We start from the raw sequence: 13,169 nt of genomic DNA, 5'->3' as shown, positions 1-13,169 counted from the left end.
GTTCGTCATGCCGTGACCCCCTTGCGGCTGGAGAAGGACGTCAGGTGGGCGCGCACCTTCTGCCACGGGGTGGGCGGCAGCTGGCGGCTGGACCCGCGGGCGTAGTACCGCTCGACGTAGTACTGGCCGACGCTGAGCACGGAGGTGAGGATCAGGTACCAGGCCGCGGCCAGGAACAGCATCTCCACCGTGGCGCCCGAGGTCGTGCCGATGTCCTGGGCGTAGCGCAGGAGCTCGTAGTACTGGACCGCCGCCACGAGCGAGGTGGTCTTCAGCATGTTGATGACCTCGTTGCCCGTCGGCGGCACGATCACGCGCATGGCCTGCGGGACGACGATGCGGCGCAGCGTCTTGGAGTGGCTCATGCCGAGCGCGTGCGCGGCCTCGGTCTGGCCCTCGTCGACGGCCAGCAGACCGGCGCGGCAGATCTCCGCCATGTACGCGGCCTCGTTCAGGCCGAGACCGAGCAGCGCCGTCAGGAACGGCGTCATGAACTCGGACCACTCGTCCTTGTAGACCGGTCCGAGGTTGATGTACTCGAAGACGAAGCCCAGGTTGAACCAGACGAACAGCTGGACCAGCACCGGGGTGCCGCGGAAGAACCAGATGTAGAACCAGGCGATCGACGAGGTCACCGGGTTCTTCGACAGGCGCATCACGGCCAGCAGCAGGCCGCCGACGATGCCGATGACCATCGACAGGAAGGTCAGCCACAGCGTCTCGCGGACGCCGGTGAGGATGCGGTCGTTGAAGAAGTAGTCGGGGATCGCGCCCCAGTTGATGTCACCGTTCGCGAAGGCCCAGACGAGCGCGAAGAAGATCGCCAGGGCGAGAACGGCTGAGACGTAACGGCCGTAGTGCCGGACCGGGACGGCCTTGATGGCCTCCGGCCCGGCCGGCGGGGTGTCCGCCGGCCCGTCCGTCTTCTTGATGTCAGCAGTCACGGATGTTGCCTTTCAGTGCCGCCGCCGCGCGGTCACTTGCCGCCGTTGATGGTGGCTTCCTCGACGGCGCCCTCCGTGACGCCCCACTTCTCCAGGACCTTCTGGTACTCGCCGTTCTCGATGACGGCGTCGAGCGCGGCCTTGATGGCGTCGCGCAGCTCGGTGTCGCCCTTGGCGACGGCGATGCCGTACGGGGCGGCGTCGACCTGCTCGCCGACCAGCTGGAAGTCCTTGCCGCCGCCGGAGGTCTTCACGGCGTACGCGGCGACCGGGAAGTCGGAGGAGCCGGCGTCGGCGCCACCCGCGCGCAGGCGGGTCTGGGCCTGCTGGTCGTTGTCGAAGGCCTCGATGGTGATCGTCTTGCCGGCCGGGCACTTCTCCGCCTCGGCCTTGGCCAGGTCGTGCGAGACCGTGCCGCGCTGGACGACCAGCTTCTTGCCGCACAGGTCGGCCCAGGTCTTGATGCCCTGGTCGTCGCCCTTCTTGGTGTAGATCGAGACACCGGCGGTGAAGTAGTCGACGAAGTCGACGCCCTCGCCGACCTTCTTGCCGGTGTCGGAGTCGACACCCTCCTGGCGGTCCTTGGTGTCGGTCATCGCGGACATGGCGATGTCGTAGCGGTCCGAGCGCAGGCCGCCGAGCAGCGTGTCGAAGGTGCCGTTCTCGAACTCGAACGTCACGCCGAGCTGCTTGCCCATGGCGGCGGCGAGGTCCGGGTCGATGCCGACGGTCTTGCCGGAACCGTCCTTGAACTCGACCGGTGCGTACGCGATGTCGGATCCGACCTTGATGACGCCCTTGTCGCGGATCGTCTGGGGCAGCTTGTCGGCCAGCGGGGCGGCGGAGGTCTCGCTGCTGCCCGAGTCGTTGTCCTTGGTCTGGTCACCGCAGCCGGTGAGAAGCAGTGCGCCTGCGACCGCGATCGCACCGACCGCTGCTAGCCGGGACCTGGCGGCGGTGGTACGACGGGTGGTGCTTGCGGTCATGGTGGGTTCCTCCGGCGGATGGGTGGAGTTGCCTTTGGGGCCGGCGACTGCCTGTGCGGCGTCGCCATGGGTCATGAGCACACGCCTTCGAGTGTCGCGACCTCGTGTGATTACCGCATCTTGCCATTCGGACTGCGCTATTCAGGGGGGCCACGATGTCAAAATCGGATAACGGGTGACCCTCGAACCGCACCACTCCGGTCCCGTATGGCCGGACAGTCTGCGGGAATCTTCCATTCCGGCCGGAAGATCTTCGGTTTTGATCGGGATACGGAAGTGGCCGTCGCGGTCTTTGGGGCGATTGTGGAGTTGCTGGGACTTCGTCCCGGTCTTGTCCTGATATCAGGCGAAGATTCAGGGTGCCGCCATGTGACCTTCGCGTTATGGACTCGTCGCCGACGGCGTCCGTCCGGTAAGAAGGTTCTTTACACCCCTCATCCGGGGCTCAGGGCGCGTGTGCGGCGCGCCCGTCGTGTTCGGCCCGTACGCACCAACCCTTCGGGCCTTGCGCGGTCCCGCCCACCCCTCACCAGGAGTGGCAACCCTCAAACCATGAACAATTAAGGGGTAAAACCAAGTGGCAGCGGAGATTGTCAATCCTCGCAGCGACAGCGAAAGCCTGGACGGTCATACGGAGCCGGAGAGCGGGGCCGAGCCCCTCGATTCCTTCGACCCGGCGTTCGCGCTGCACCGCGGGGGCAAGATGGCCGTGCGGGCCACCGTGCCGATCCGCGACAAGGAGGATCTGTCCCTGGCGTACACGCCCGGCGTCGCGAAGGTGTGCAGCGCGATCGCCGAACAGCCGGACCTCGTGCACGACTACACCTGGAAGTCGTCGGTCGTCGCCGTCGTGACGGACGGTACGGCCGTGCTCGGCCTCGGGGACATCGGTCCCGAGGCATCCCTCCCGGTGATGGAGGGCAAGGCGATCCTCTTCAAGCAGTTCGGCGGCGTGGACGCGGTCCCGATCGCGCTGGCCTGCACGGACGTGGACGAGATCGTCGAGACCGTGGTCCGTCTCGCCCCCTCCTTCGGCGGGGTGAACCTGGAGGACATCTCGGCACCCCGGTGCTTCGAGATCGAGAAGCGTCTCCAGGAGCGGCTGGACATCCCGGTCTTCCACGACGACCAGCACGGCACCGCGGTGGTGACCCTGGCCGCGCTGCGCAACGCCGCCCGGCTCAGCGGACGGCCGCTCGGCGACCTGCGGGCCGTGATCTCGGGCGCGGGCGCGGCCGGTGTGGCGATCGCCAAGATGCTGGTCGAGGCCGGCATCGGGGACGTCGCCGTGGCCGACCGCAAGGGCGTCGTCTCCCGCGACCGCCAGGACCTCACGCCGATCAAGGCGGAGCTGGCGTCGTTCACCAACAAGGCCGGTCTCTCGGGCTCGCTGGAGTCGGCGCTGGCCGGGGCCGACGTCTTCATCGGCGTCTCCGGCGGCACGGTGGCGGAGGAGGCGGTGGCGTCGATGGCCGAGGGCGCGTTCGTCTTCGCCATGGCCAACCCCGACCCGGAGGTGCGTCCCGAGGTCGCGCACAAGTACGCGGCGGTCGTGGCCACCGGGCGCTCGGACTTCCCGAACCAGATCAACAACGTGCTGGCGTTCCCGGGCATCTTCGCGGGCGCGCTGCAGGTGCGGGCCTCCCGGATCACCGAGGGGATGAAGCTGGCCGCCGCCGAGGCGCTGGCCTCGGTGGTCGGTGACGACCTCGCCGCCGACTACGTCATCCCGTCCCCGTTCGACGAGCGGGTCGCCCCCGCGGTGACCGCGGCGGTGGCCGCGGCCGCCCGGGCGGAAGGCGTCGCCCGCCGCTGACGCGCGCGGACTCCGCATCGGCCCCGTCCCGGGTGGACGGGGCCGATGTTTTTACCCGGGCGCTGCTCCGGGCGGGTGGATGCCGTCCGGCGCTGGTGGTTGCCGTCGCCGGGTGGGTCGGTGGGTGCCGTCCGCCGGGTCGGTCCGTGGGTGCCGTCCGCCGGGTCGGTCGGTGGGTGCCGTCCGCCGGGTGGGTGCCCTCGCGCGGTGGCAAGAGGGCGTGTCTCACAGCGGCCCCTGGTTCCGCCGGCGGGGCGGGGACCCTATCGTCAAGGTCATGTTCGCCGTCTACGCCTCCCGAATCGACCGCGACCAACCGCTCACCGGTCTGGAGCTGGGCGAGCGCCCCGCGCCCGAAGCCCGGCCCGGCTGGAGCACCGTCACGGTCAAGGCCGCCTCCCTCAACCACCACGACCTCTGGTCCCTGCGGGGCGTCGGCCTCGCCGAGGACAAGCTGCCGATGATCCTCGGCTGCGACGCCGCCGGTGTCGACGAGGACGGCAACGAGGTCGTCCTGCACTCGGTGATCGGACAGAGCGGTCACGGAGTGGGGCCCCGCGAGCCCCGGTCCATCCTCACCGAGCGGTACCAGGGCACCTTCGCGGAGCAGGTCGCCGTGCCCACCTGGAACGTCCTGCCCAAGCCCAAGGAGCTCTCCTTCGAGGAGGCCGCCTGTCTGCCGACCGCGTGGCTGACGGCGTACCGGATGCTGTTCACCAACGCGGGGGTGCGGCCCGGCGACTCCGTGCTGGTGCAGGGCGCCGGGGGCGGCGTCGCCACCGCCGCCATCGCGCTCGGGAAGGCCGCGGGGCTGCGGGTCTTCGCCACCAGCCGGGACGAGGCCAAGCGGAAGCGGGCGCTGGAGCTGGGGGCGGTGGAGGCGCTGGAGTCCGGTGCGCGGCTGCCGCAGCGGGTCGACGCGGTGATCGAGACCGTGGGGGCGGCCACCTGGTCCCACTCGGTGAAGTCGCTGCGCCCCGGCGGCACGCTGGTGATCTCCGGTGCCACCAGTGGTGACCGGCCCTCGCACGCCGAGCTGACCCGCATCTTCTTCCTGGAGCTCAAGGTCGTCGGGTCGACGATGGGCACCAAGGACGAGCTGGAGGACCTGCTCTCCTTCTGCGCCGCCACCGGTGTGCGGCCCGTCATCGACGAGGTGCTGCCCATGGACCGCGCCCGTGAGGGCTTCGAACGGATGGAGTCGGGCGAGCAGTTCGGGAAGATCGTGCTCACCGGTCCCTGAGGGTCCGCGTTCGCGTCCACGGCCGGTCCGGTTCTCCGGGCCGGCCGTCGGCATGTCAACTGGGGTTGACGACGGCCGGGTGTCAACGTAAGTTGACGTCATGACTGAGGCAACCGACCTCGCCGAGCGGGCGGGTGACCGCGATCCACGGGTCGGCCTGCGGGCCGTCGCCGCGCTGCGCAGGCTGCTGGAGCGGCTGGAGGCCGTGCAGGTGCGCAACGCGCGCCATCAGGGCTGGTCCTGGCAGGAGATCGCCACCGAGCTCGGGGTGAGCAGGCAGGCCGTGCACAAGAAGTACGGGAGGCATTGATGTTCGAGCGGTTCACCAAGGACGCCCGTGACGTGGTGAAGGGGGCGGTCGCGCACGTCGAGGGGGTGGGGGCGGGGACGGTCGACCCCGAGCACCTGCTGCTCGCCCTGCTGGACCGTGAGGGCAGCCGCGCGTCCTTCGCGCTGGCGGCCCTCGGTTCGGGCGAGCACAGGGAGCCGGTACGGCAGGCCCTGCGGGAGGCGCGGCGCCGTGCCGGTCTGTCCCGGGCCGAGACGGACGCCCTCGCCGGACTCGGGATCGACGTCCCGGAGATCGTCGCCCGGGTGGAGGAGGTCCACGGGGTCGGGGCGATGTCCGGCGGCCGCGGGGGCCGGGGCCGCCGGACGGGGCGCGGCAGCTTCGGCAAGGGTGCCAGGGACGTGCTCCAGGGGGCCCTGCGGGTCGCCGTGGCCCGGGGGGACCGGCACATCGGCGACGAGCACATCCTGCTGGCCCTCACCGCCCGCCCCGGCGTCCCCGCCGAGGTCCTCGCCGACCGCGGGGTGACCTACGAGTCCGTGACCCGGGTGCTGTACGGGGGCGGCGAGGCCAAGGCGGGCTGACGGCGGGGCGGAGGGGGCGGAGGGCTGGAGGAGCGGCGGGACGGCGGGGGCCGGGCCGCCCCGGCGGCTCAGGGCTTGGGCGCGCGCAGGATCGCCTCGATCCGGGCCGCCGCCGAGGACAGATGACCGCGGGCGTCCCGGAGCTGGTCGGCGGTGACGCCCCGGTCGCGGGCCGCGTCGCGGATGTCGTCCCGGAAGCGGTCCAGCAGACGGTCCAGGTCGCGGGCCGGGTCACCGGTGGAGTCGGAGGCGTCCTCATGGGCCCAGGCCGGGGTGTACTCGGCGGGGAAGTCCTCGGGCGTCCGGGAGTACGACGGCTGGGAGGCGCGGCCCGGTCCGCCGGTGCCGGTGCGGCCGAAGGCGAAGTCCTTGCCGAAGCCGGTCATCTCCTTGGCCAGTTCGCCCAGGCCCTCGCGCAGCCCCGTCGGCCAGTCGCCGCGGGCGAAGTGGTCCTGCACCTGTTCCTGGACCTTCCGCATGATGCGCTGCACCTCCTCCTGTGCCTCCTGGGCCTGGCGGCGGGCCCGCTGGGCCTCCTCGCGGGAGCGGCGGCTCTCGTCCTTGGCGCGCCGGGCCTGTTCCTTCCACTCCTGCTTGGCGCGGCGCATCTCCTCCTTGGCGGCGCGCCAGGCCTCGCTGTCGCCGAAGACCGAGAAGTCGCCGAGGCCCCCTTCCTCGTCGCCGGAGGCCCCACCGCCGCGGGACTGGCGGGCCCGGCCGGCCGCGGCCCGCATCTCGCGGCGCAGATCGCCCGCCGCGCCGCTGACGTCGGCCCGGATCTCGGCGGCCAGTTCGGCGACCGACTCACGGATCTCCAGCTCCAGGTCGGCCAGCTCGCCGCTGCGGTCGGCGAGCTCGGCGCGGCCGGCGTCCGTGATGGAGTACACCTTGCGGCCGCCCTCGGTGGTGTGGGTGACCAGGCCCTCCGCCTCCAGCTTGGCCAGGCGCGGATAGACCGTGCCCGCCGACGGGGCGTACAGCCCCTGGAAGCGCTCCTCCAGGAGGCGGATCACCTCGTAGCCGTGGCGCGGGGCCTCGTCCAGCAGCTTCAGGAGATAGAGGCGGAGGCGTCCGTGGGCGAAGACGGGGGGCATGTCAGAGCACCTTCTTGTCGGTCGTACCGGCATTGTCTCCCGAGCCGTCCGGCGGTCCGGGCTCGTCCTCACCGGCCGGGCGGCGCAGCAGGGCGATGGAGCCGGAGAGGGTGGTGGCCCGCAGCCTGCCGCTGCCGGCGCCCAGGCGGCCGGTGAGCTTGTGGGCGCCCCACTGGCCGTGCACCCGGAGGCCGTCGAAGGCGTTGGAGATGGCGCCGCTCGCGGTGTTGGCCTCGACCTCGGCGTCGGCCGGCTCGGGCAGCCGGATGGCGATCTCGCCCGAGACGCTGGACAGCCGGACGTCGGTGGGCCCGTCGGGATCGAGGTCCACGATCACGGACCCGCTGACCGTGTCCGCCCGCACGGAGGGGCCGGAGCCGTCGACGACGGTGAGGTCGCCGGAGACGGAGGCGAAGCGGAGGTCGCCGGTGACGGACTGCGCCTCCACGTTCCCCGACACCGTGTCCGCGCGGACCCGGCCGGAGAGGGCGACCAGGGTGGTGTCACCCGCGACGCCCTTCAGCACCGCGGGGCCCCGGATGCCGGAGACGACGGCGCCGGCGCCGAGCACGCCCAGCTCCACCCGGGTCCGCGCCGGGACGGTCAGGGAGATCACCGCGCTGCGGAGCCGGCCCTTGGGCTCCAGCAGTTCGAGGAAGCCCTTCCAGGGCAGGTCGTCGTAGGCGACGGTGAGGGTGCCGTCCTTCTGGGTGACCACCAGGGGTGGACCCTCGATGGCGGAGACCTCCAGCCGGGCGGGACCCTCGTCGGTCCCCACCACATTGACCGTGCCGTTGACGACACGGACGCGGAGCTCGCTCACCGGCTCGTCGAAGGTGAGCTTCGTGGGCTCCGCGACGGACCACTCGGACATGGTGACGACCTCCTGGGAACGACCCGGCGACGCGCCATATCGCGTCTCCCGCAATTCACGATATATCGCGGGCGGGGAAAGTCAAGACACTCGTTCTGGCGATCAGCCGCCCTGCGATCCGGTCGAATTGGCCTAGCGTGTGAGCATGTCGACGGAAAAGTCCCCGGCCGGACGGCGGGGCGGGCCGCCCGCACCGGGCGCCCTGCTGCTGTGCCGCGCGGAGTCCGGGTCCGTCGCCCCCGCCGCCCGGCTGCTGCGCGAACGCATGCTGGTCCTCGGCGCCGGCGAGGGGTGGAGCGTGCTGGTCCCCGAGGGCCGGCCCTGGCGGGAGGGCACCGAGCCGGTGGACCGGGTCGTCACCGGCTGGGCCACGGCGCTCGCGGTGGGCGCGCCCTGGCCGGTGATCGCGCTGTGGTGGGACGCGGACCGCGCCGGTTTCAGCCTCGCCTCCGGCTTCCGCCGCCCCGTCGGCTACGTGTGGCTGGCGAACGGCACCCCGGCGGGCGAGGACGAGGCGATGCGCACCTTCGCCGCCCGGATCGGGCTCGACCCCGTGCTGGACATGCGGACCCTCGACCTGCTGACGGAGCCCGACCCCGCCGCCGACGCGACCTCCCGGCTCGGCGGCGTCCTGGCGGTCCTCACCCGCGCGGGCGTCCTCGCGCCCCCGGATCTCGTCCCCGGGGAACCGGCCGACCGTCTGTTCCAGGCCGCCCGGGGCCGGCCCGGCGCCCGGCTCGTCGAGGAGCGGGAGGACGGAGCGCCGCCGCAGACACCGCCCACGGACCGGCTCGCCCCGACGTGGCCGCCCCCTCCCGCCACGCCCGCGGCGCGCACCCTGGCCCTCGCCGAGCTGGCCGTCGGCCTCTCCCTGGCGATCCGGGGCCTGCGCCGCCGCGACGGCGGATGGGCCGTGGCGGGCGCCCTCCTGCTGGCCCACGGCGCCCTGGGCCTGGCGGCCCACACCCTCATGCGGCCCCGCGACTGACACCACCGGCCGGCCGGACCCGCGCGGGGGCGCCTACGCGCGACAGAGACGGGCGGGTGCCCGCACGACGGTGTTCCCCGGTGCCGCGCGGCGGACGCGGCACCGCAGGGCGAGGAGCCCTACTCGTCGTCCTCGTCGTCCAGCCGGGCCAGCCACGTCGCCAGGCGTTCCACCGGGACCTCGAAGTCGGGGTTGAGGTCGACGAACGTGCGCAGCTGTTCGGCCAGCCACTCGAAGGTGACCTCCTCCTCCCCGCGCCGCTTCTCCAGTTCCTCGATGCCACGGTCCGTGAAGTACATGGGGACAAGGATAGGTGCGGGAAAACGGACGGGCCGCACCCCCCGACAAGGGGGTGCGGCCCGTCCGCGTACGGCCTCCGGTTACGCCTCGAAGACCTCACGCACCAGCTGCTCCTGCTCCGCCTGGTGGCGCTTGGCGGAGCCGACCGCCGGGGACGAGCCGTGCGGCCGCGAGATGCGGCGCAGACGCTCGTCGTGCGGGAGGTCGGCGCCGACCGCCAGGTCCAGGTGGTCGATCAGGTTGAGCGCGATGAACGGCCAGGCACCCTGGTTCGCCGGCTCCTCCTGGGCCCACAGGTACTTCTCGGCGTTCGGGTACTTCTTGATCTCCGCCTGGAGCTCGGTACCCGGCAGCGGGTACAGGCGCTCGATGCGGATGATCGCCGTGTCCGTGGCACCGCGCTTCTGCCGTTCGGCCTCCAGGTCGTAGTAGACCTTGCCGGCGCAGAAGACGACCTTCTTCACCGCGGCCGGGTCGACCGAGGCGTCACCGATGACCGGGCGGAACTGGCCCGTGGTGAACTCCTCCGCCTTCGAGGCCGCGGCCTTCAGGCGCAGCATCGACTTCGGGGTGAAGACGACCAGCGGCTTGTGGTGCGGGTTGTGCACCTGCCACCGCAGGAGGTGGAAGTAGTTCGACGGCGAGGTCGGCATCGCGACCGTCATGTTGTTCTGGGCGCAGAGCTGAAGGAACCGCTCCGGGCGGGCCGAGGAGTGGTCCGGGCCCTGGCCCTCGTAGCCGTGGGGGAGGAGCAGGACCACACCGGAGGTCTGGGCCCACTTCTGCTCCGCCGACGAGATGAACTCGTCCACGACCGTCTGCGCGCCGTTGACGAAGTCGCCGAACTGCGCCTCCCACATCACCAGCGCGTCGGGGCGGGCCAGCGAGTAGCCGTACTCGAAGCCCATCGCCGCGTACTCGGACAGCAGGGAGTTGTAGACGTTGTACCGCGACTGCTCCTCGGAGAGGTACTGCAGCGGCGTGTACTCCTCGCCCGTGCTGCGGTCGATGATGACCGCGTGGCGCTGGCCGAAGGTGCCGCGCTGGGAGTCCTGGCCGGCCAGCCGGACCGGCACGCCCTCCAGCAGCAGGGAGCCGACGGCGAGGGTCTCGCCCATGCCCCAGTCGATGGTGCCGTCCTCGACCATCGCCGCCCGGCGCTGCAGCTGCGGCAGCAGACGCGGGTGGACGGTGATGTGGTCGGGGATGTTCACCTGGGACTCGGCGATCCGCTTGACGACCTCCGTGGTCACCGCGGTGTTCACGGCGACCGGGAACTCGGCCTGCGGGTCCGGGGACTCCACGGAGGTGGGCTGCGAGGTGGCCTCGCGGACCTCGGTGAAGACCTTCTCCAGCTGGCCCTGGTAGTCCTGGAGCGCCTGCTCGGCCTCTTCCAGGGTGATGTCGCCGCGACCGATGAGGGACTCGGTGTAGAGCTTGCGCACCGAGCGCTTCTTGTCGATCAGGTCGTACATCAGCGGCTGGGTGAAGGCCGGGTTGTCCGACTCGTTGTGACCGCGGCGGCGGTAGCAGATGAGGTCGATCACCACGTCCTTGTTGAACGCCTGGCGGAACTCGAAGGCCAGGCGCGCGACGCGCACGACCGCCTCCGGGTCGTCGCCGTTCACGTGGAAGATCGGGGCCTCGATCATGCGGGCCACGTCGGTGGCGTACATCGAGGAGCGCGAGGACTCCGGGGCGGCGGTGAAGCCGACCTGGTTGTTGATGACGACGTGGACCGTGCCGCCGGTGCGGTAGCCGCGCAGCTGCGACATGTTCAGGGTCTCGGCCACCACGCCCTGGCCCGCGAAGGCCGCGTCGCCGTGGATCGCCACCGGCAGGACGGTGAAGTCCGTGCCGCCCTTGCCGATGATGTCCTGCTTGGCGCGGGCGACGCCCTCCAGGACCGGGTCCACCGCCTCCAGGTGCGAGGGGTTGGCGACCAGGGAGACCTTGATCTGCTCGCCGTCCAGACCGGTGAAGGTGCCCTCGGCGCCCAGGTGGTACTTCACGTCGCCGGAGCCGTGCATCGACTTCGGGTCGAGGTTGCCCTCGAACTCGCGGAAGATCTGCGCGTACGACTTGCCGACGATGTTGGCGAGCACGTTCAGCCGGCCGCGGTGGGCCATGCCGATGACGACCTCGTCCAGGCGGGACTCGGCGGCCGAGTCCAGCACCGCGTCCAGCAGCGGGATGACGGACTCGCCGCCCTCCAGGGAGAAACGCTTCTGGCCGACGTACTTCGTCTGCAGGAAGGTCTCGAACGCCTCCGCGGCGTTCAGCCGGCGCAGGATGCGCAGCTGCTCCTCGCGCTCCGGCTTGGTGTGCGAGCGCTCGATGCGGTCCTGGATCCACTTGCGCTGCTTGGGGTCCTGGATGTGCATGAACTCGACGCCGGTGGTGCGGCAGTACGAGTCGCGCAGCACGCCCAGGATGTCGCGCAGCTTCATCAGGGACTTGCCGGCGAAACCGCCGACGGCGAACTCGCGCTCCAGGTCCCACAGGGTGAGGCCGTGCTCGACGATGTCCAGGTCGGGGTGCTTGCGCTGGCGGTACTCCAACGGGTCGGTGTCGGCCATGACGTGGCCGCGGACCCGGTAGGAGTGGATCAGCTCGAAGACGCGGGCGGCCTTGGTGACGTCGTCGTCGTGCGAGGCGTCGATGTCCTTGAGCCAGCGGACCGGCTCGTAGGGGATGCGCAGCGCCTCGAAGATCTCGTCGTAGAAGCCGTTCTCACCGAGCAGCAGGTTGGCGACCTGGCGCAGGAACTCGCCGGAGGCAGCACCCTGGATCACCCGGTGGTCGTAGGTCGACGTGAGGGTCATGACCTTCGAGATGCCGAGCTTGTTCAGGGTGTCCTGGGAGGTGCCCTGGAACTCCGCCGGGTAGTCCATGGCGCCGACGCCCATGATCACCGACTGGCCGGGCATCAGCCGCGGCACGGAGTGGACGGTGCCGAGGCCACCGGGGTTGGTCAGGGAGACCGTGACGCCGGTGAAGTCGTCCATCGTCAGCTTGTTGTCGCGGGCGCGACGGACGATGTCCTCGTAGGCCTGCCAGAACTCGAAGAAGTTCAGCGTCTCGGCCTTCTTGATGGCCGCGACGACCAGCTGGCGGTCGCCGTTGGGCTTCACCAGGTCGATGGCCAGACCGAGGTTGACGTGCTCCGGCTTCACCAGGGTCGGCTTGCCGTCCACCCGCGCGAACGAGTGGTTCATCGCCGGCATGGCCTTGATGGCCTGCACCATCGCGTAGCCGATGAGGTGGGTGAAGGAGATCTTCCCGCCCCGGGCCCGCTTGAGGTGGTTGTTGATGACGATGCGGTTGTCGAACAGCAGCTTCACCGGGACCGCGCGCACGGACGTGGCCGTGGGCAGCTCCAGCGAGGCGTCCATGTTCTTCGCGACGGCGGCGGACGGGCCGCGCAGGGTGACCTGCTCGGGACCGGCCTTGGCCTCGCTCGCGGGCGCTGCCTTGGGCTTGGCGGCGGCGGGTGCGGCGGCCGGCTTGGCGGCGGGAGCCGCGGGCGCGGCGGCCGGGGCCGGGGCGGGAGCCTGCGCCGGGGCCTTGGCGGCGGGCTGCGCGGCGGCGGCGGGCTGCGCGGGCGCGGCCGGCTGGGCCGGAGCGGCCGGCTGAGCGGTGGTGGTCCCCGCGGCCGCCGTGGCCGCGTTACCCGCCGGAGCCGAGGCCGCAGGCGCGCCCGGCTTGTAGTCGGCGAAGAAGTCCCACCAGGCTCGGTCCACCGAGTTCGGGTCCTGGAGGTACTGCTGATAGATCTCGTCGACGAGCCACTCGTTGGCACCGAACGCCGCAGCGGGGCTCTTGCCCGCTTGGTCGGTGTCGGTGGAGATGCTCGAGTTACTGGGGGACTGTGGCGACACGGCGGCAACCGCCCTCTTCCGCTTCACAAGGTGATGGACAGCGGAAATAAAGGCTACGCCCCCATGGGCGAGAAGGTCAGGCCGGGCCCGTTCATCGTCGCGTAAGTCACATCTCAGCGGGTGTTTCGGCGCAGGAAATGGCGGGAAACAAGCGTGGTTCCGGTTCTTCG

11 protein-coding genes are annotated in these 13,169 nt (G+C 71.2%); 5 read left to right on the top strand and 6 right to left on the bottom strand.

Annotation, left to right across the window (positions count from 1 at the left end):
* Positions 1 to 5: 5 nt before the first annotated feature.
* The gene (locus FHX78_RS11190; RefSeq protein WP_145867295.1) at positions 6 to 944 is read right to left on the bottom strand and encodes an amino acid ABC transporter permease; all 939 of its coding nucleotides are present in this window, start codon (positions 942 to 944) and stop codon (positions 6 to 8) included.
* 32 nt (positions 945 to 976) lie between these two features.
* Complete coding sequence (locus FHX78_RS11185; protein ID WP_145867294.1) at positions 977 to 1,930, bottom strand: ABC transporter substrate-binding protein; 954 nt, start codon at positions 1,928 to 1,930, stop codon at positions 977 to 979.
* Positions 1,931 to 2,507: 577 nt separating this feature from the next.
* Here FHX78_RS11185 and FHX78_RS11175 point away from each other — a divergent pair.
* From FHX78_RS11175 to FHX78_RS11160, 4 genes are all read left to right on the top strand, one after another.
* Positions 2,508 to 3,746: an NAD(P)-dependent malic enzyme gene (locus FHX78_RS11175; protein ID WP_145867293.1), complete on the top strand. Its 1,239-nt coding sequence runs from the start codon at positions 2,508 to 2,510 to the stop codon at positions 3,744 to 3,746.
* A 277-nt stretch (positions 3,747 to 4,023) separates the two neighbouring features.
* Complete coding sequence (locus FHX78_RS11170; protein ID WP_145867292.1) at positions 4,024 to 4,989, top strand: zinc-binding dehydrogenase; 966 nt, start codon at positions 4,024 to 4,026, stop codon at positions 4,987 to 4,989.
* Positions 4,990 to 5,089: 100 nt separating this feature from the next.
* On the top strand, positions 5,090 to 5,299 hold the full coding sequence (locus tag FHX78_RS11165; RefSeq protein WP_145867291.1) for a helix-turn-helix domain-containing protein: 210 nt from the start codon (positions 5,090 to 5,092) through the stop codon (positions 5,297 to 5,299).
* A complete protein-coding gene (locus tag FHX78_RS11160; RefSeq protein ID WP_145867290.1) occupies positions 5,299 to 5,862 on the top strand; it encodes a Clp protease N-terminal domain-containing protein in 564 nt (187 codons plus the stop codon). The genes FHX78_RS11165 and FHX78_RS11160 overlap by 1 nt, the downstream gene beginning before the upstream one ends.
* 68 nt (positions 5,863 to 5,930) lie before the next feature.
* On the opposite strand, the gene FHX78_RS11155 is transcribed toward FHX78_RS11160, so the two are convergent.
* The gene (locus FHX78_RS11155) at positions 5,931 to 6,956 is read right to left on the bottom strand and encodes a PadR family transcriptional regulator (protein ID WP_145867289.1); all 1,026 of its coding nucleotides are present in this window, start codon (positions 6,954 to 6,956) and stop codon (positions 5,931 to 5,933) included.
* Position 6,957: 1 nt separating this feature from the next.
* Positions 6,958 to 7,830, bottom strand: a complete 873-nt coding sequence (locus FHX78_RS11150; protein ID WP_145867288.1) for a DUF4097 family beta strand repeat-containing protein — start codon at positions 7,828 to 7,830, stop codon at positions 6,958 to 6,960.
* A 145-nt stretch (positions 7,831 to 7,975) separates the two neighbouring features.
* On the opposite strand from FHX78_RS11150, the gene FHX78_RS11145 reads away from it, so the two are divergent.
* The gene (locus FHX78_RS11145) at positions 7,976 to 8,818 is read left to right on the top strand and encodes a hypothetical protein (protein WP_145867287.1); all 843 of its coding nucleotides are present in this window, start codon (positions 7,976 to 7,978) and stop codon (positions 8,816 to 8,818) included.
* A 119-nt stretch (positions 8,819 to 8,937) separates the two neighbouring features.
* Here FHX78_RS11145 and FHX78_RS11140 read toward each other — a convergent pair whose 3' ends face one another.
* Both FHX78_RS11140 and FHX78_RS11135 read right to left on the bottom strand, forming a co-directional pair.
* A complete protein-coding gene (locus FHX78_RS11140; RefSeq protein WP_003992906.1) occupies positions 8,938 to 9,117 on the bottom strand; it encodes a DUF6104 family protein in 180 nt (59 codons plus the stop codon).
* An 81-nt stretch (positions 9,118 to 9,198) separates the two neighbouring features.
* Positions 9,199 to 12,999 (bottom strand): multifunctional oxoglutarate decarboxylase/oxoglutarate dehydrogenase thiamine pyrophosphate-binding subunit/dihydrolipoyllysine-residue succinyltransferase subunit, encoded by a 3,801-nt coding sequence (locus tag FHX78_RS11135; RefSeq protein WP_145867286.1) that lies wholly within the window; start codon positions 12,997 to 12,999, stop codon positions 9,199 to 9,201.
* Positions 13,000 to 13,169 lie beyond the last annotated feature (170 nt).

The sequence above is a fragment of the Streptomyces capillispiralis genome (assembly GCF_007829875.1).
Lineage (GTDB): Bacteria > Actinomycetota > Actinomycetes > Streptomycetales > Streptomycetaceae > Streptomyces > Streptomyces capillispiralis.
Note: the sequence above shows the minus strand (reverse complement) of the source record. Positions and strands in the feature narration are given on the sequence as shown.